The sequence below is a fragment of the Pollutimonas thiosulfatoxidans genome, from assembly GCF_004022565.1.
In the GTDB taxonomy this organism is placed as follows: domain Bacteria; phylum Pseudomonadota; class Gammaproteobacteria; order Burkholderiales; family Burkholderiaceae_B; genus Pusillimonas_D; species Pusillimonas_D thiosulfatoxidans.
This window is the reverse complement of record NZ_CP022987.1, coordinates 209292-227697: the sequence shown is the minus strand read 5'-3', so window position 1 is coordinate 227697 and position 18406 is coordinate 209292. Positions and strand designations below refer to the sequence as shown.

16 protein-coding genes are annotated in these 18406 nt (G+C 61.0%); 9 read left to right on the top strand and 7 right to left on the bottom strand.

Annotation, left to right across the window (positions count from 1 at the left end; all coding sequences use genetic code 11):
- Positions 1 to 23: 23 nt before the first annotated feature.
- Both CKA81_RS01085 and CKA81_RS01080 read left to right on the top strand, forming a co-directional pair.
- Positions 24 to 1721, top strand: a complete 1698-nt coding sequence (locus CKA81_RS01085; RefSeq protein ID WP_128353642.1) for a thiamine pyrophosphate-binding protein — start codon at positions 24 to 26, stop codon at positions 1719 to 1721.
- Between the two features lie 65 nt (positions 1722 to 1786).
- Positions 1787 to 2980: an acyl-CoA dehydrogenase gene (locus CKA81_RS01080; RefSeq protein ID WP_128353641.1), complete on the top strand. Its 1194-nt coding sequence runs from the start codon at positions 1787 to 1789 to the stop codon at positions 2978 to 2980.
- A gap of 61 nt (positions 2981 to 3041) precedes the next feature.
- On the opposite strand, the gene CKA81_RS01075 is transcribed toward CKA81_RS01080, so the two are convergent.
- The 5 genes from CKA81_RS01075 to CKA81_RS01055 form a co-directional block, all read right to left on the bottom strand.
- Positions 3042 to 3491: a MaoC family dehydratase gene (locus tag CKA81_RS01075; RefSeq protein WP_128353640.1), complete on the bottom strand. Its 450-nt coding sequence runs from the start codon at positions 3489 to 3491 to the stop codon at positions 3042 to 3044.
- A gap of 88 nt (positions 3492 to 3579) precedes the next feature.
- Positions 3580 to 4845 carry a benzoyl-CoA 2,3-epoxidase subunit BoxA gene (gene boxA, locus CKA81_RS01070; RefSeq protein ID WP_128353639.1) on the bottom strand — a complete coding sequence of 422 codons (1266 nt, stop codon included), beginning with the start codon at positions 4843 to 4845 and terminating at the stop codon, positions 3580 to 3582.
- Positions 4846 to 4860: 15 nt separating this feature from the next.
- Positions 4861 to 6288, bottom strand: a complete 1428-nt coding sequence (boxB, locus tag CKA81_RS01065; protein WP_128353638.1) for a benzoyl-CoA 2,3-epoxidase subunit BoxB — start codon at positions 6286 to 6288, stop codon at positions 4861 to 4863.
- Between the two features lie 41 nt (positions 6289 to 6329).
- Positions 6330 to 7988 carry a 2,3-epoxybenzoyl-CoA dihydrolase gene (boxC, locus tag CKA81_RS01060; RefSeq protein WP_128353637.1) on the bottom strand — a complete coding sequence of 553 codons (1659 nt, stop codon included), beginning with the start codon at positions 7986 to 7988 and terminating at the stop codon, positions 6330 to 6332.
- Between the two features lie 122 nt (positions 7989 to 8110).
- The gene (locus CKA81_RS01055; RefSeq protein WP_128356434.1) at positions 8111 to 9001 is read right to left on the bottom strand and encodes a helix-turn-helix transcriptional regulator; all 891 of its coding nucleotides are present in this window, start codon (positions 8999 to 9001) and stop codon (positions 8111 to 8113) included.
- Between the two features lie 197 nt (positions 9002 to 9198).
- Here CKA81_RS01055 and CKA81_RS01050 point away from each other — a divergent pair, with 197 nt between their 5' ends.
- The 7 genes from CKA81_RS01050 (at position 9199) to CKA81_RS01020 (ending at position 16174) form a co-directional block, all read left to right on the top strand.
- Positions 9199 to 10758, top strand: a complete 1560-nt coding sequence (locus tag CKA81_RS01050) for a benzoate-CoA ligase family protein (protein ID WP_128353636.1) — start codon at positions 9199 to 9201, stop codon at positions 10756 to 10758.
- Positions 10755 to 11576 carry an alpha/beta fold hydrolase gene (locus CKA81_RS01045; RefSeq protein WP_128353635.1) on the top strand — a complete coding sequence of 274 codons (822 nt, stop codon included), beginning with the start codon at positions 10755 to 10757 and terminating at the stop codon, positions 11574 to 11576. The genes CKA81_RS01050 and CKA81_RS01045 overlap by 4 nt, the downstream gene beginning before the upstream one ends.
- Before the next feature lie 75 nt (positions 11577 to 11651).
- Positions 11652 to 12809 (top strand): ABC transporter substrate-binding protein, encoded by a 1158-nt coding sequence (locus CKA81_RS01040; RefSeq protein WP_128353634.1) that lies wholly within the window; start codon positions 11652 to 11654, stop codon positions 12807 to 12809.
- A gap of 21 nt (positions 12810 to 12830) precedes the next feature.
- Positions 12831 to 13712: a branched-chain amino acid ABC transporter permease gene (locus CKA81_RS01035; RefSeq protein WP_128353633.1), complete on the top strand. Its 882-nt coding sequence runs from the start codon at positions 12831 to 12833 to the stop codon at positions 13710 to 13712.
- 7 nt (positions 13713 to 13719) lie between these two features.
- Entirely contained in the window at positions 13720 to 14715 is a 996-nt protein-coding gene (locus CKA81_RS01030) for a branched-chain amino acid ABC transporter permease (RefSeq protein ID WP_128353632.1), read from the top strand.
- Between the two features lie 2 nt (positions 14716 to 14717).
- Positions 14718 to 15467 (top strand): ABC transporter ATP-binding protein, encoded by a 750-nt coding sequence (locus CKA81_RS01025; protein ID WP_128353631.1) that lies wholly within the window; start codon positions 14718 to 14720, stop codon positions 15465 to 15467.
- Positions 15464 to 16174 (top strand): ABC transporter ATP-binding protein, encoded by a 711-nt coding sequence (locus tag CKA81_RS01020; protein ID WP_128353630.1) that lies wholly within the window; start codon positions 15464 to 15466, stop codon positions 16172 to 16174. The genes CKA81_RS01025 and CKA81_RS01020 overlap by 4 nt, the downstream gene beginning before the upstream one ends.
- 27 nt (positions 16175 to 16201) lie before the next feature.
- Here the strand turns inward: CKA81_RS01020 and CKA81_RS01015 are convergent, their stop codons facing one another.
- Both CKA81_RS01015 and CKA81_RS01010 read right to left on the bottom strand, forming a co-directional pair.
- Complete coding sequence (locus CKA81_RS01015; protein WP_128353629.1) at positions 16202 to 17221, bottom strand: L-threonylcarbamoyladenylate synthase; 1020 nt, start codon at positions 17219 to 17221, stop codon at positions 16202 to 16204.
- Positions 17218 to 18396 carry a 5-(carboxyamino)imidazole ribonucleotide synthase gene (locus CKA81_RS01010; RefSeq protein WP_128353628.1) on the bottom strand — a complete coding sequence of 393 codons (1179 nt, stop codon included), beginning with the start codon at positions 18394 to 18396 and terminating at the stop codon, positions 17218 to 17220. Before CKA81_RS01010 ends, CKA81_RS01015 begins: the two co-directional genes overlap by 4 nt.
- Between the last annotated feature and the right edge of the window lie 10 nt (positions 18397 to 18406).

Genomic DNA, 18406 nt, shown 5'->3' with positions numbered 1-18406 from the left:
AACGCACACTATGCTGACCTCTTATGAAACCCGAACACGATTCCGTACTGTCCCAACGTCTGGGCGGACATATTCTTGTCGACCAGTTGCTGGCGCACGGCGTCGAGCACGTATTCTGTGTGCCGGGGGAAAGCTATCTGGCAGTACTCGACGGCTTGCATGACGCCGCCATCGAAGTAACAGTATGCCGTCAGGAAGGCGGAGCCGCCATGATGGCCGATGCGCACGGCAAGCTTACTGGCCGCCCTGGCATCTGTATGGTTACGCGCGGACCCGGTGCCGCCAATGCCATGGCAGGCGTGCACATCGCCTCGCAAGACTCCACTCCCCTGATACTCTTTGTCGGCCAGATCGAGCGTGGCGTGCGTGATCGCGAAGCTTTCCAAGAGATGGACTACCGCGCCGTCTTCGGTACGCAAGCCAAATGGGTGACCGAGATCGACCAGGTCGAGCGCATCCCCGAGATCGTGTCCCGGGCTTTTCATGTTGCCACATCCGGCCGACCCGGGCCTGTGGTCATCGCCTTGCCTGAAGACATGCTGATAGAACATGCACAGGTCGCCGATGCCCCCGCCTACGAGGTGGTGGAATCTGCTGCAACGGCCGGACAACTGGAATCGCTGGCCGACCACTTGGCTGGCGCTGCGCGGCCGATCGCCATATTGGGCGGCACGCGCTGGGACCAGACCGCTGTCGATCAGTTCGCCGCTTTCGCGACCCGCCACAAGCTGCCAGTGGCTGTGCAGTTCCGGCGTCAAATGCTGTTCTCCACCGCGCACCCCTGCTTTGTGGGCGATGTCGGGCTGGGCAGCAATCCGACGCTCATGGCGAGCATCAAAGAGGCAGACCTCGTGTTGCTGGTCGGTGGTCGCATGTCCGAGATCGCCAGCCAAAGCTATACCTTGTTCGACATTCCCGTGCCCCGACAAACCCTCGTCCACGTTCATCCCGACATCAAAGAGCTGAACCGCGTCTACCGCGCGGACTTGGCCATCAATGTCTCGCCCAAGGCATTCGCGGCCAGCCTGGACACCCTGGCAGCGGTGCCCTCGCCCGACAGGCAGGCACGGCTGCAAGCCATGCGCGACAGCTATCTGGGCTGGACCGATCCGCAAGCCATCACGCACCCTGGCGCCTTACAAATGGGGCAGGTAATGAGCTATCTGCGCGACGTCCTGCCCAACGACGCCATCATGTGCAACGGCGCGGGCAATTACGCCACCTGGCTGCATCGTTTTCATCCGTTTACCCGCTATGGCACCCAACTGGCACCCACGTCCGGGTCCATGGGCTATGGCTTGCCAGCCGCGGTAAGCGCGAAGCGCCTGCATCCTGACCGCACTGTGGTGTGCTTTGCAGGCGACGGTTGCTTCATGATGCACGGGCAGGAATTCGCCACGGCCGTGCAATATCAGCTACCCATTATTGTGCTGTTGATTGATAACGGCATGTACGGCACCATACGCATGCACCAAGAACGCCACTACCCCGCAAGACCGTCGGCGACTGCCCTGCGCAATCCGGACTTCGCCGCGTATGCCCAGGCATTCGGCGGTCACGGCGAACGGATCGAGAGCACCGAACAGTTCGGTCCGGCATTCGAGCGGGCACTGGCCAGCGGCAAGCCGGCCATCCTGCACTGCCTGATCGATCCGGAAACCATCTCGCCAACGACTACATTACAGAAAATTCGCGATCACGCCTTGGCCCACCCTTCCTGATACACCGAGTCCTGCGTGGACCGCGTGAATACTTAACAATCCCTATCTTCTCCGGAGCTTTAATCATGTCGTCTAACCCCTCTTTCCATTGGCAGGATCCCTTATTGCTGGACGCCCAGTTAAGCGACGAAGAGCGCATGGTGCGTGATGCGGCTTTGGCCTATGCACAAGACAAGCTTGCCCCCCGCGTGCTTGACGCCTTCCGTAACGAGCAAACCGATCCAGCCATTTTCGGCGAGATGGGCGAGCTGGGCCTGCTGGGGGCCACCATTCCCGAAGTCTACGGCGGCGCCGGCCTGAACTATGTCAGCTACGGCTTGATCGCGCGGGAAGTCGAGCGCATCGATTCAGGCTATCGGTCCATGATGAGCGTTCAGTCTTCCCTGGTCATGGTGCCGATCAACGAATTCGGCAGCGAAGAACAGAAACACAAGTACCTGCCCAAGCTGGCGCGCGGTGAATGGATAGGGTGCTTCGGCCTCACGGAACCCAACCACGGCTCTGACCCCGGCAGCATGGAAACCCGCGCGGTCAAAACTGCCGACGGTTACAAGGTCAGCGGCACAAAAATGTGGATTACCAACTCTCCCATCGCCGACGTGTTCGTCGTCTGGGCAAAGGTGGTCGGCGGTGACGACGATGGCAAGATCCGTGGCTTCATTCTCGACAAGGGCATGAAGGGTCTGTCGACCCCGACCATACACGGCAAGGTGGGGCTGCGTGCATCCATTACCGGCGAGATCGTCATGGACGAAGTCGAAATTTCAGCCGACCAGATGCTGCCCAAGGTCAGCGGCTTGCGCGGTCCTTTCACCTGCCTGAACTCCGCACGCTACGGCATTGCCTGGGGCGCCTTGGGTGCGGCGGAAGCCTGCTGGCACACGGCACGTCAGTACACCATGGACCGCAAGCAATTTGGCCGGCCGCTGGCAGCCAACCAGTTAATCCAGAAGAAGCTCGCAGATATGCAAACCGAGATCACTCTGGGCCTGCAAGGCTGCTTGCGCCTGGGACGCATGAAAGACGAAGGCACGGCCGCTGTCGAAATCACGTCCATCATGAAACGCAATTCTTGCGGCAAGGCGCTGGACGTCGCCCGCCTGGCGCGCGACATGCTTGGTGGCAACGGTATCTCTGATGAGTTCGGCGTGGCACGCCACCTGGTCAATCTGGAGGTCGTCAATACCTACGAAGGCACTCACGACGTCCACGCATTGATACTGGGGCGTGCCCAGACTGGCCTTCAGGCTTTTTTCTAACAAAAAAGCGGGCCATGCCCGCTTGATGTTGTGCTGTCGGCGCCCCCCGGGGCGCCGCTGGTCATTCTGGCGCGTGCGCCGCCAGGTCGAACAGGCTGGTTGCCTCGACGTCCAGCACCTGCTCGTCGCGTTGGTTGTAGACGCGCCACGACCAACGCATGATGCCAAGATCGTCGCGCGAGGACGAGGTACGCACGGAATCGACGGTTGCCTCAAGACGCAGGGCATCGCCTGGGCGTACCGGCAGCAGCCAGCGTAGCCGCTCCAGGCCCGGCGATCCGAAGGACTCCGAACCGGCCAGCGCCGAATCGACCGCCATCCGCATGGCCAGGCTGCAGGTCAGCCAGCCACTGGCGATCAGGCCGCCCCAGCGGCCCTTCTTGGCACCCTCAGCATCCACATGGAACCACTGCGGGTCGTACGATTTCGCAAAACCAAGCATCTCTCCTTCGGTGACGACGACCGGCGGATGCTTGATCACCATTCCTACTTCGAACTCGCTGAATTTCATGACAATACTCGACTATTTTTTGACGGTGCTAAGCGAGGCAGTGTACCGCAACGGGGGCTACGCCGCCGCCCGCGCCGGGGGTCGTAGTTCAGTAGGTTTCGAAGTGCAGGCGGCCTTGCGCCTTAAGCTGGGCATGGACATCCGGCCATTGCAGCCCCGCCCCAGAGACCACGGACTCGAGCGCTTGCAAGACACCGTCTTCCATGCCCTTGAGGCCGCAAACATAAATGCAGGTCTTGTCGCTGTCGAGTAGGGTCCGAATATCCGCCGCACGCTCGACAAGCAGGTCTTGCACATAGCGCTTGGGCTGCCCGACCTCGCGCGAGAGCGCCAGGTTGATGTCGATGAAATCCTTGGGCAGGTTCATGAGCGGACCGAAATACGGCAGTTCGCGCTCGGTACGCGCGCCGAAGAACAGCATCAGCTTGCCCTGGAATGCGGACTCTTTACGCAGGCGACGACAGCGCTCGGTCATGGCTCGCATGGGTGCAGAGCCTGTACCCGTGCAGATCATGATGATATTGGCGTCGGCATGGTTGGGCATCAGGAAGGTATTGCCGTAGGGGCCTATGACCCTGACCGTGTCGTTCTTCTTGAGGTCGCAAAGGTAGTTGGAACATACGCCTAGCGCCGGCTTGGCGTCATAGTCGGTCGTTACCCGCTTTACGGTCAACGACAAGTTGTTATAGCGGGGCCGTTCGCCGTCACGCGGACTGGCGATGGAGTACTGGCGAGCATGATACGGCCGTCCGTTCTCATCCACCCCGGGCGGGAAGATGGCGATGGACTGCCCTTCAAGCACCGGAAAAGGCGCGGTTCCGAAGTCCAGCACAATGTGGCGGATATCGCTTTCGGTGTCATCGGCGGTCACGCGGTAGTTGCCGACCACCGTGGCGGTGATCGGGTTCTTGTGCGTGTAAAGATTGACATAAGGATGAGCCGCCGACCAGGGAGGAATACTGGCGCCCGCGCCCGTCGAGGGGTAGCCATCCAGCGACGGATGGCGGTCTTCGTCCGCCACGACGGGCGGCGCTTCCGTGGTCTGCGCTGCAACGTCGTCGATCGGCGCCTCCGGCAGGGGCTGCTCGGCTGGCAGAGCTTCCCACGAAAACTGCTCTTCCAGCGTGTAAGGCTTGTCGGCCAGCACCGTTAACCAGTTATCGATCGAACCCGTCGGACATGGCGGCACACAGGCCATGCAATGGTTGCAGATGCTGGCATCGACCACATAATTATTCGAGTCGTGCGTGATCGCATCGATCGGACAGGTCTCTTCGCACGTGTTGCAACGTATGCAGACTTCGGGGTCGATCAGGTGCTGCTTGAGCACACCTGCAGGTAGTGGCGCATTCATGGCATTTGGCCAGTGTCAGTTGAAACGGACGTAATCGAAGTTGAGTGGCTGACGGTTCACACCGATGACGGGCGGCGCAATCCAGTTGGCGAACTTGCCGGGTTCGACCACACGTCCCATCAGGGAAGCGACAAAGGCGCGGTCCTCGGCGGTTGGCAGCCATTCGCGCTCATGCGCCTTCCATTGTTCGTCTGTCAGCACTTCACCCTGCGGCGAAACCTTGATGCCCGCCAGCGTTCCTATCTGTCGGTTGAATGCCTTGTGCGGCACTTGCAGACGGAAGGCAATGCCGTTCTTTTCGAGCACTTTGTTCCAGCGGCCGACGCCTGCCATCGAATCCTTGATGAAATCGTCGCGCAGCACTTCGTTAAGCGCGTTCAGCATGGGCACCTCGATGTCGCGCATCTGCCCATTGGCCACCTCCAGCACGGTGTAGGTGTCGTTCTTGAGCATGTGGTCGTCGGTGCGTTTGCCTTCTTCGTAGCGCCCCTTCAGTCCAGAGCTATAGAAGATGGCGGCATTGGATGATTGGTCGGCGCCGAAAAGATCGATCGTCACGCTGTAATGGAAGTTCAGGTAGCGCTGGATGGTTGGCAGGTCGATAACGCCGGCCGCGCGCACGGCTGCCGGGTTGTCGGTCTTGAGTTCGTTCATGACTTCGGCGGTGCGCTGCAGAACGCGCGACACACCGGATTCGCCCACGAACATGTGATGCGCTTCTTCGGTCAGCATGAACTTCGTGGTGCGTGCCAGCGGATCGAAGGCCGACTCGGCCAGCGCGCAAAGCTGGAACTTGCCGTCGCGGTCGGTAAAGTAGGTGAACATAAAGAAGGCCAGCCAATCGGGCGTCTTTTCATTGAAGGCACCCAGAATGCGCGGGCTGTCTTCATCGCCGGAATTGCGCTGCAGCAAGGCGTCGGCCTCTTCGCGACCGTCGCGCCCGAAGTAGCGGTGCAACAAATAAACCATGGCCCACAGGTGGCGACCCTCTTCGACGTTGACCTGGAACAGGTTGCGCAAGTCGTATTGTGAAGGGGCGGTCAGGCCCAGGTGGCGCTGTTGCTCTACCGAAGCGGGCTCGGTATCGCCCTGCGTCACGATAATGCGGCGCAGGTTGGCGCGGTATTCGCCGGGCGCTTCCTGCCAGACATCCTTGCCGATGTTTTCGCCGAAGTGCACCTTGCGGTTGCCGTCTTGCGGCGCCAGGAAAATGCCCCAGCGGTAATCGGGCATCTTCACATGATCGAAATGGGCCCAGCCATCCGGCTGCACGCTGACGGCGGTACGCAGGTAGACGTCAAAGTTCTGCGAGCTTTCAGGACCCATCTCTTGCCACCACTTCAGATAATTGGGCTGCCAGTGCTCCAGCGCGCGCTGCAAGGCGCGGTCGCTCGATAGATTGACGTTATTCGGGATTTTTTCTGAGTAATTGATGCCGGACATTAGTGGCTCCTGGTGGATGGTTCGTTGCGTTGGGACCAGCGCTATACGCGGTTCCAGTCGAATGCTGCCTGTTCGCCCTTGCCATACAGCTTGAGCGCTCCCTTGTCTCCTGCCGCGTTGGGTCGGTTGAATATCCAGTTTTGCCAGGCGGTCAGCCGCCCGAAAATACGTGTTTCCATGGTCTCGACGCCGCCGAATCGCAGGTTGGCCTCCAGGCCCGTCAAGGCGTCGGGCGACAGCGCACGGCGCTCTTCCAGTGCGATGCGTATCTCGTCGTCCCAATCGATGCTGTCGGGCGCGAAGGTCACCAGCCCCAGGCTCTCGGCCTGCTCTGCGCTGACGGTATCGCCTATCGTGGCCCGGGCTGCCGCAATGGGTTCGGTTTCTTCGCAGAATCGGCGCGCGAGGCGGCTTTGACCGTTGACCATGGGGTAATGCCCAAAATTCAGTTCGTTCAGGGCGATGCCGGCCGGGCGCGCGACTTCGGGATCGTCCAACATATAAGAGCGGTCGCAGGCCAGCGCCACTTCGAACAGCGTGCCCACGAAGCAGGAGTCGGGCTCGATCAAGGCAAACAAAGAGCGCGAGGTGACATCAAGACGCGCCAGCGTACGACGTAGCATGCCCAGTGTTTCGCGAACCAGCCAATGGTCGGCGTGCTGCGCCAACACGGCGTCGGCGCCCAGCACCAGAGCAGGGTCGCCCTCGGTGCGCAGCACCCAGGTACCGATATCAAGTTCGTTGGTGCGCAAATGAAGGATGGCATCGTCGAGCTCGCGGGCAAACTGCAAGGGCCACCAGGCTGCGCCCTGCGCGAGTATGCCGGCAAGGTCTTGCGGTGTCGCAGCGGCCGGCGCCTTCAAGGTCCAGGAGGCCTGGCGCTTTTCGCGGTCGATGTCTACCTTGACATAGGTGTATTCGATGCCGGCCTCGCTGTCGATGCGCTGCAGTGGCGTAAGCGACACGCCTTTTGCATCGGCCGGTCGATCGCTTTGCGCTGCCAGGTCGAGTGCGCGCTGGCGTACCTCTTCAGCGAAGCGGGCGGGCTTGATGACCTCGTCGACCAGGCGCCAGTCTTTGGCCCGCTGCCCTCGTACCCCTTCCACCAGTGTGCAAAAGATATCGGCGTAATCGTGACGCACCTTGCGCTTGTCGGTCACCCGGGTAAGACCGCCGGTACCCGGCAGCACGCCCAACAATGGCACCTCGGGCAAGGACACGGCCGAAGAGCGATCGTCGATCAGCAGGATCTCGTCGCAGGCCAATGCCAATTCGTAGCCACCGCCAGCGCAGGCGCCGTTCAGGGCGGCTACGAACTTCAGGCCGCTGTGGCGACTGGAGTCTTCGATGCCATTACGCGTTTCGTTGGTGAACTTGCAGAAGTTGACCTTCCAGGCGTGCGAGGACAGGCCCAGCATGAAAATATTGGCGCCGGAACAGAAAATGCGATCTTTCAGACTGGTGACGACAACAGTGCGCACCTGAGGGTGCTCGAAGCGTATGCGTTGCAGCGCGTCGTGCAGTTCTATGTCGACACCGAGGTCGTAGGAATTAAGCTTGAGCTTGTAGCCGGGACGGATGCCCTCGTCTTCGGCGACGTCCATGGCGAGGGTGGCGATGGCGCCGTCCACGGATAGCGCCCAATGCTTGTACTGGGACGGATCGGTGCGAAAGTCTACGCGCTGGCTGGAGTCGGTCATATCGGTTTCCTGGACATATCTGAAAAATAATGCCTGCACCCAGGCGTTTTATGCATAATAATGCAGCATAATTCCAGTGTCAATAAAACATGCATAAAAATGCATGCTGTCCGGGTATGTCCTTACAGCGGCATCCCGGCGGCTTGACGGATATGCGTGCGCAAGCCCTCGAAACAGGCTTCCAGGGTGGTATCGCTGGTGGAGCACACCCAATCTGCCTTCGAGTAGAAGTCTTCGCGGCTGGCCAGGATGCGTTTCAAATCGGCCATGGCCTCGTTGTTGCCGGCCATGGGCCGGAAGTCGCCCTGCGCCATGACCCGCTGCATGTGATCTTCAGGCGTGGCCTTGACCCAGACGGTATAGCAGTGGGCCAGCATTGTGTTCATGCTGGCCGGCTCGGATACCAGCCCACCAGGCGTGGCCAGCACCATCTCGGGATACAACTGCAAGGCCTCTTCCAGTGCCCGTTTCTCGTAGCGCCGGTAGGCCGTCGGCCCGTAAAGACTGTGGATTTCCAGTATGCCGCAGCCGGCGACGCGCTCGATCTCGGCACTGAGTTCGACGAAGGGGTAGTTGATGTCGGCAGCCAGCATGCGTCCCAGCGTGGACTTGCCCGCCCCGCGCAAACCGGTCAGGGCGATCCGCTGCAGGCGGTTGCGCTTGCCAGCCAGCAAGGGATCATCGAACAAGGCGGTAAGGACTTCGCGGGCTTTCTGCAGCTCGGCCTCGGAGCGGCGTTCGAGCAGGCCGCGGATCAATAGCCACTCTGGCGTGCTGGTGGTGACGTCGCCCACCAGCTCGGCCGGTGCGCAGTTGAAGGCATGTGCAATTTGCCGCAGCACCAGTATGGAGACGTTGCCCACGCCCAATTCCAGATTGGCCAGATGGCGTTCGGAAACGCCTGCTGCGGAGGCCAGCTCTTTGCGCGTCATGCCGCGTATGGCCCGCATGCGGCGCACCCGCTCGCCCAGCGAGCTGAGATAGGGGTCGCCACCGTTGCGGGCATCCAGCAGGGCAACGGCGGCCTTCCGGTCTAGTTTTTTAGTTTTCACCCAGAATAACCCTTAGCTGATGGCGAACATGCATTATAGTGCTTGACTTCAGGGAATAAAAGCCCTAATTTGCATTCTGTATTGTAAAAATTCCCTGGTAGGCGCATTGCATGTCGGACCAGGCGACAGCACCATAAAAAGATTTCGGAGACCACGCCATGCCCACCTGCCCCGTTGAGCTGAATTATGCCGCTCAACTTGTCGAATCGAACGCCGCAAGACCCGACAAACCGGCTTTCATCGACGACCACCGCAGCCTGACGTACGCCGAGCTAGCCAGCCGTATCGCCCGCTTTGCCGGGCTGCTGCAGAAGCTGGGCTTGCGACGCGAAGAGCGCATCTTGCTGGTCATGCACGACACGATCGACTGGCCGGTGGCCTTCCTGGGCGCCCTGCATGCCGGCGTCGTGCCGGTTGCAGTCAACACCTTGCTGACAGTCGCCGACTATGCCTACATGCTGGGCCATAGTCGCAGTCAAGCTGTATTCGTGTCGGCACCCCTGCTGCCCACATTGCAAGAGGCCATGAACCAGGGCAACCATCAGGTCCAGCATGTTGTCGTGTCGCAGTCGCCGTCCCCGCTGGCAGCGCCCCTGCTGGACTTTGAAGCTCTGATGTCGCAGGCGGACGAGGTACCGGCCTGTAAGACATTGGCCGACGAAATCGCCTTCTGGCTGTATTCGTCGGGCTCCACAGGACAACCCAAGGGGGTAGTGCATACCCACGCCAATCTTTGGTACACCGCCGAACTCTATGGCAAGCCCATATTGGGCCTGCGCGAAAGCGATGTGGTGTTTTCGGCTGCCAAATTGTTTTTTGCCTATGGGTTGGGCAACGGGCTGACCTTCCCCTTGTCGGTAGGAGCCACCACGCTGCTGATGGCCGAGCGCCCTACTCCCGATGCCGTCTTCAAGCGCCTGACCACGGGCCAACCGACTGTTTTCTGTGGCGTCCCCACCCTTTACGCCAGCATGCTGGCATCGCCTTCGCTGCCTGCCGCCGACCAGGTGCGGTTGCGCGTCTGCGCCTCCGCCGGCGAAGCGCTGCCCAAAGACCTGGGCTTGCGCTTCCGCGAGCACTTCGGCTGCGACATCCTGGACGGCATCGGCTCCACCGAGATGCTGCACATTTTCCTTTCGAACCAGCCGGGCGACATCCACTACGGCACCACAGGCAAGCCTGTGCCCGGGTATGAAGTCGACCTGCGCGACGAGCATGGGCACAGCGTACCCGTGGGCACCATAGGCGACCTTTACATCAAGGGCCCCAGCGCCGCGCTCATGTACTGGAACAATCGGCCTAAAACCATAGACACCTATCAGGGCCCGTGGCTTAAAAGCGGCGATAAGTATGTCTGCGATGCCGACGGCTACTATACTTACGCCGGACGCAGCGACGACATGATCAAGGTCAGCGGCCAGTATGTTTCTCCCATCGAGGTCGAGAACACGCTGGTCCAGCACGAAGCCGTGCTGGAGGCCGCCGTCATCGGTGTCGAGGACGACGCCGGCCTGACCAAGACCATGGCTTACGTGGTACTCCGTGATGGACGCAGCGGCGACGACGCCACCGAGCACGATCTCCAGGCTTTCGTGAAAGAGCATCTGGCGCCGTTCAAGTACCCTCGCACCATACATTTTCTGGATGACCTGCCCAAGACGGCCACGGGCAAGATCCAGCGCTTCAAATTGCGACAACTTCACAGCCACAACCGATGAACCAGCCCACCGACCACGCCTGCACAACACAACTCGTCCCGGTCCACGCCCTGGGACGCGACTTGGTCATCGAATGTCTGTGGATAGCGCCCGAAAAAACCAGCAGCGACCTGATCGTCTTCCTGCACGAAGGGCTGGGTTCCGCATCGATGTGGAAAGACTGGCCGGCCCAGCTTTGCGAGGCGACCGGTTGCCGAGGCCTGGTGTTCTCGCGCTATGGCTACGGCAACAGCACGCCGCGCCCCGCCGACGAGAAATGGCCGGTGGATTTCATGCATGACCAGGCTCGCGAGGCGCTGCCTGCCCTCTTTGCGGCCCTGGGCCTGGAGCACGAACGCCCCATTCTCTTTGGCCACAGCGACGGCGGGTCGATATCGCTGCTGTTTGCCGCCATGTACCCAGACCGCGTCAAGGCTATTGCCGTGGCGGCGCCTCACATCTTCGTCGAAGACGTGACCATCTCGAACATCCAGGACGCCCGCCAGGCCTACCTGGCGACGGATCTGCCGGAAAAGCTCGGCCGCTATCACCAGGACGTGGATTCCGCTTTCTGGGGGTGGAACGACATCTGGCTGAACCCGGCGTTCCGCGCCTGGAACATCGAGTCCTATCTCGACAAAATCACTTGCCCCATCCTTGCCATACAAGGCGAGGACGACGAATACGGCACGCTGGAACAGGTCTACGGCATCAAACGCCTTGCCAGTCAGACTCAACTCTGTATCATCGCGGATTGTCGGCATTCGCCCCACCGCGACCAGCCGACTGCGGTCATTCAAGCAGTCACTGCCTTCATCGATGGGCTGGACGGCTCATAATCACTGTTTAGATTACACCGCGCGGGCTTCGCGCATCACCACGCAGTCACTCTTAGAAGAACCAAGGAGACAACTATGAAACGAGTATTGACAGGTACCGCGCTGGCGACGGTATTGGCGCTGGGCGCGGGCAATGCCTCCGCCGTCGTGAAGGTCGGATTTATGCTGCCTTACAGCGGCACCTACGCCGCACTGGGCCAGGCCATCGAAAACGGCTTCAAGCTGTATGTACAGGAACAAGGCGGGAAACTCGGCGGCCAGGAACTGCAATACTTCCAGGTCGACGACGAGTCCAATCCATCCAAAGGACCAGACAACGCCAACCGCCTGATCAAACGCGACCAGGTCGACGTGCTGGTAGGAACGGTGCACTCGGGCGTTGCCATGGCGCTGGCCAAGGCCGCCAACGATTCCGACACCACTCTCATCATTCCGAATGCCGGTGCCGACGCCATCACCGGCCCACTGTGCAGCAAGAACGTCTTCCGCAGTTCGTTCTCCAACTGGCAACCCTCGTACGCCATGGGCCCTGTCGCGGTCGAGAAAGGCTACAAGACTGCCGTCACCATTACCTGGAACTACGCAGCGGGCAAGGAAGCCATTGCGGGCTTCAAGGAATCTTTCGAAAAGGAAGGCGGCAAAGTGGTCAAGGAACTGACGCTGCCTTTCCCGCAAGTGGAATTCCAGCCGCTGCTTACCGAAGTCGCATCGATCAAGCCTGACGCTGTGTTCACCTTCTTTGCCGGTGGCGGTGCCGTCAAGTTCGTACAGGACTACGCGGCTGCAGGCCTGAAAGACACCGTGCCGTTGCTCAGCAGCGGCTTCATGACGGACGGTACGCTGAAAGCACAAGGCGAGTCGGCCCAAGGCCTGTTCACCACCCTGCACTATGCCGACGGCCTCGACACACCTCGCGATAACGCTTTCCGCGAAAACTACACCAAGAACTTCCCTTCCATGCAGCCCGACGTTTATGCCGTACAAGGCTACGACGCCGCCCAGTTGCTTGCAGCAGGCCTGGAAGCCGTCAAGGGTGATGTTTCCAAGAAAGACGACATGCGCACTGCCATGCGCAGCGCCACCATCGACAGCCCGCGCGGCCAGTTCACGCTGTCCAGCGCCGGTAATCCCGTGCAGGACATCTATCTGCGCAAAGTCGTGGGTGAACAGAACCTGACCCAAGGCGTCGCGATCAAGGCGCTGGCCGACCCCGCACGAGGCTGCAAGCTGTAAACCAAGCAACAAGGAGCTCTTGTGGACCCGGTCATATTCCTGATTCAGTGCCTGAACGCGGTGCAGTACGGCCTGTTGTTGTTTCTTGTGGCCAGCGGCCTGACACTGATCTTCGGCATCATGGGCATTATCAATCTCGCCCATGGCAGCTTTTATATGATCGGGGCCTACATGGCCTTCGCGCTTCAGCCTATGGTGGCCGATTACCTGGGCGGTGGATTCCTGATCACCGTCCTGCTGTGTGTTGGGCTGGCCGCCTTGCTGGGCTACTTTCTGGAATGGGCTTTTTTCAGTTTTCTGTACTACCGGGACCACCTGCAGCAGGTGCTGATGACCTATGGCCTGATCCTGGTGTTTGAAGAACTGCGCAGTCTGGCGGTCGGTAACGATGTTCATGGCGTCACCGCCCCCGCCTGGCTGGCAGAGTCCATCTCTTTGGGCGGGGTCATGACCTACCCGGTATATCGGCTGTTCATCTCGTGCGTGTGCTTGGTGGTCGCAGCCGGGCTTTACTGGGTGCTGGCCCACACCAGGCTGGGCATGATGATCCGTGCCGGCGCCAGCAATCGGGAAATGATCAGCTCCCTGGGCATAGACATCAATCGGCTCTATCGCATTGTGTTCGCCATTGGGGTCGCACTGGCGGCGCTGGCAGGCGCCATCGCGGCACCGGTATCGTCCGTGTATCCCGGCATGGGCAACAGCGTGCTTATTATTTGCTTCGTCGTCGTCGTTATCGGCGGCATCGGCTCCATCAAGGGAGCCTTCCTCGCAGCGATGCTGGTCGGCTTCGTCGATACTTTCGGCCAGGTTTTCTTTCCTGGCATCGCCGGTGTTCTGGTCTACGTACTGATGGCCGGTATTCTTTTGTTCCGGCCCGAAGGGCTATTCAAGCAAGGCTAACTTACCCATGCAAGCCACATTTCGCAACCTGTGCCTGCTCGGTCTGCTTGGTCTGGCCGTTCTGTTTCCGCTGCTCGCCAGCGACTACTACATCAGCCTGGCCGTCAAGATCATGATCTATTCGATCTTCGCGCTAAGCCTGCAATTATTGGTCGGAGGCACCGGGTTGGTCAGCCTGGGCCATGCCGCCTTCTTTGGCATTGCCGCTTACACCACCACGCTGTACTCGCCAGAGTCGGGGCCCGGCAACCTGTTCGTACTGTTGCCTATCGCCATGTGCGCCGCCCTGCTCTATGCCTTGGTTACCGGTGCGCTTTCGTTGCGTACCAAGGGTGTGTATTTCATTATGGTCACCCTGGCTTTTTCGCAGATGGCCTACTACGTCTTCCATGATACCGACGTGGGCGGTGGCAGCGACGGCATCTACCTGTACTTTCGCCCCGAGCTGCGGCTTGGCGATACGGTACTGCTCAATATCGACAGCCCGCTGCATTTTTATCTGTTCACGCTGGCTTGCCTGCTGCTGACATGGGCCTTCCTGGCCATGTTGATGCGCTCGCGCTTCGGCGCCGCATTGACCGGCATCCGGGTCAACGAACAACGCATGCGCAGCGCCGGCTATTCCACCTTCAATTACAAGCTCGTGGCCTACGGCCTGGCTGGCGCGCTGGCCGGAATCAGCGGCTTGCTCTATGCCGCCAAAGACGGCTTTGTAAACCCGGAACTGCTGGCTTGGGAACAATCAGGCCTGGTGCTGCTCATGGTTATCCTGGGCGGCAGCAGCCGGCTTTGGGGCGCCGTGCTGGGGGCTGCCGCCCTGACGCTGCTTCAAGAGGCATTCCAATCGCAAGCGCTCTTTGGCGACTGGGCCACCCATTGGCATCTTACCTTTGGCCTGTCGATTATCGCGCTGGTCGCTTTCATGCCCAACGGGCTGATCGGACTGGCCGCGCAACGGCGCGCCCGTCGCTCCGCCGCGTCTCCAGCGTCCACGCAAGGATAGAAATGACAAACGAACTTCTGTCCGCCCGCAATATCACGCGTCGCTTTCGTGGACTGACCGCGCTGGACCAGGTGTCGGTCAGCCTGTCGCGCGGCGCAGTCCATGCCGTGATCGGCACCAATGGTGCGGGCAAGTCCACCTTGGTCAGCGTATTGGCTGGCGAACTCGCCCCCGACGAGGGCAGTATTTTCCTGCACCAGCAAGAGGTCACCACCTGGCCACAGCCGCGTCGAGCCCGAGCCGGCCTGGGACGCAGCTATCAACGCACCACCATATTTCCAAGCCTGACTGTGCACGAAAACTGCCGACTGGCTGCGCAAGCCAGGCAACAACATTTCTGGAACTGGGCCGCGCCGGCGGGCAAGTGCCGCTACAGTACCGATGCAGCGCAACACGCGCTTGAATTGGCCGGCCTGAAAGACGATGCATCGCACATCGCCGGCCTGCTCTCGCACGGACGCAAGCGCCAGTTGGAAATCGCCATGAGCCTGGCCACCGCCCCCACCGTGCTGTTGCTGGACGAACCGCTCGCGGGCATGGGCTCGGAAGAGACGGACCGCATGCTTGCGCTGCTTTCGTCGCTCAAGACCCAACACGCCATCCTGCTGGTTGAACACGACATGGACGCCGTCTTCAGAATCGCCGACGAAATCACCGTCATGGTCAACGGCCGCGTGATCGCCCATGGTGACCCCCAATCCATCCGCGATAATCCCGAGGTGCAAACCGCCTATCTGGGGGAAGGCGAATGACAACGCTCATCGAGGCGCGCGACATCCACGCGCACTATGGCGCAAGCCACGTACTGCAGGGCATCGACCTGACCATCCATGCCGGCGAGTCCATCGGCTTGCTGGGGCGTAACGGCATGGGCAAGACAACGCTGATCCGCAGCATCATGGGGCATGTGCCGGCCAGTGGCGGCAGCATCACCATACGCGGCAGGAACTGCACGCGGGCCGCGCCTTACCAGGTGTCCCGACTGGGGGTGGCTTATGTCCCCGAAGGCCGCGGCATATTTCCCAACCTGAATGTGCGCGAAAATCTGCAGGTCGCGGCGCGACCCGGCTTTGACGGGCGCAACGACTGGACCTACGAGCGGGTGCTGCAGACCTTCCCGCGTCTGTCTGAAAGACTGGATCATGGCGGACAGCAGTTGTCGGGTGGCGAACAACAGATGTTGGCCATCGGGCGCGCCCTGATGACCAACCCCGACGTGCTCATACTGGACGAAGCCACCGAAGGCCTGGCCCCGCTGATCATCGCCGAGATCTGGCGCATTATTGCGGCAGTGCGCGAGACCGGCATGTCGGCGCTTATTGTGGACCGCAACTACCGCAAAGTACTGGCGCACACGGATCGCTGCATCGTGCTGGAAAAAGGTTGTCTGGTCGAGTCGGAAGCCAGCCCGGTGCTTGCGAAAAGCCCCGACGTCCTGACGCGCTACCTGGGCGTGTAGCAAACCATGGCGCCGTAGCGCCTTGGTTTACAGGAAGGCGGCCGCCGCGCGACCAATGCGGTCGTTCACAGCCTGCCAGGCAGCGGTACGCGGCGGTTGTTCCATCAATATGCCGCTATAACCCTGCTTGTCCAGGCGCCGCAACAAGGCGTAAAGCTCGCGCGCATATCGCACGGGGTCTGATGGACATGCCAGCCAGTCCACCAGCGGATTCGCATCGACGGGCGGCTCGGCAAACAGGACGGCAACCAGGCGATCCGACGCGGCGGCGGCATGGGCTAGCAGTGCTTCGCGAGGCAGAACGCTCAGCGGCGTCATGGGGGCGTAGTGCGCTTTCAAGGATCCTGACACCCGTGGCGCCGCCTCGTCGGGCGCCAGGGGCATCACACCGAGCACCTCGGCAATCTGGACTGCCGTGATATGGCCCGGCCTTAACAAGACCGGACCGACTTCTTCCAGCCGCGACACATCGAGTATGGTGGACTCGATGCCCACGTCGGCCTGCCCACCTTCCAGTATGGTCATCCCGCCGGCTACCAGCTCGGGAAATTCGGCGCGTACGTGCTCGGCCTGAGTCGGCGAAACATGACCGTACCGGTTTGCCGAAGGCGCTGCCACGCCGCCCTGGCCATTGCGCTTGCAGGCAGCGAAGGCGGTCAGCAATGCCTGGGCCACCGGGTGCGAGGGGCAACGCAAGCCTATGCTGGCCTGTCCGCCACTGACGGCCGCCGGTATGTGATCAGCTCGCTTCAAAATCAAGGTCAAGGGGCCCGGCCAGAAGGCGCCGATCAATAGCCGCGCCTCCGGTGGAACCTGCTGCGCCCAATAATCGATATCGGCGCCCGGCGCCAGGTGCACAATGACAGGGTGCTTGGCAGGCCTGCCTTTCGCTTGATAGATACGGGCGACGGCCAGCGGATTCTCGGCGTCCGCGCCCAGGCCATAAACCGTTTCGGTGGGAAACGCGACCAGTTCGCCGGCATCCAGCTGCGCCGCGGCCAGCGCGAGAGCCGTCGCGTCGATATCGATCGGAGCGGGAGCGCTCATGGCGCGTAGGCGATGTTCAAAGCGTGTGCAACTTGCGCAGCACGGCTTTGCGCTTCGTGCAGCGTGGCACCCAGGATGTTCACATGTCCCATCTTGCGACCCCGGCGGGCTTCGGCCTTGCCATACAAATGGAGTTTCGCACCCGGAACAGCCAGCACGGCAACCCAATCAGGCTCGCGCTTTGTGCCGTCCTGGCCAAACCACACATCACCCAAAATATTGAGCATGACCGCCGGACACAAAATCGCCGTACTGCCCAAGGGCAGGCCGGACATGGCCCGGGCCTGCTGTTCGAACTGGCTGCTGATGCAGGCGTCCATGGTGTAGTGACCGCTATTGTGCGGACGCGGCGCGATCTCGTTGGCCACCACGCTGCCATCCCTCAAGACGAAAAACTCCACGCACAGCACGCCCACATAATCGAGGGCGCGGGCAATTTTGTCGGCTGCGGCCGCGCCCTGGTCGGCGGCGGCAATAGCCACCAGCGCGGCATCGACCGACGAAACGGCCAGGATGCCGTCACGGTGTTCGTTCTGGGCCAGCGGATAGCTGACCGTGTCACCGTCCGCGCCGCGCGCAATGACTATGGAAAATTCGCTTTGCAAAGGCAGCATCGCTTCCAGCACGCAAGGTACGCGGCCAAACTGCTCGAAGGCGGCCAGCGCCTCTTCACGCGTCTTGACCCTGGCCTGCCCCTTGCCGTCGTAACCTAGGCGGGCGGCTTTCAGGATGCCGGGAAAGAGCCCATCGGGCGCCGTAGCGATGGCGCTGGCCTGAGTGACCGCCACATAAGGCGCCACGGCCACGCCGGCATCGTCGATAAAGGCTTTCTCGCGAATGCGGTCCTGCACGATCGCCACCGCATCGGCCGAGGGGCTTACCCTTGCGCTTTCTGACAAGGTGCGCAGGCTTTGCGCCGGTACGTTCTCGAACTCGGTGGTGATGGCCTCGCAACGCGCGGACAAGGCCGCCAGCGCTGTGGCATCGTCGTAGGCCGCACAAAAATGATGATCGGCCACAGCGCCGGCCGGACTATTTTCGTCGGGATCCAGCACTGCCACCTTGTAACCCAGCGCTTGCGCCGCATGGCAAAACATGCGGCCCAGTTGTCCGCCGCCTATCATGCCCAGCCAGGCACCGGGCATCACAGGCCCGGATGTGGAAACTTTATTCATTGAGACGTAA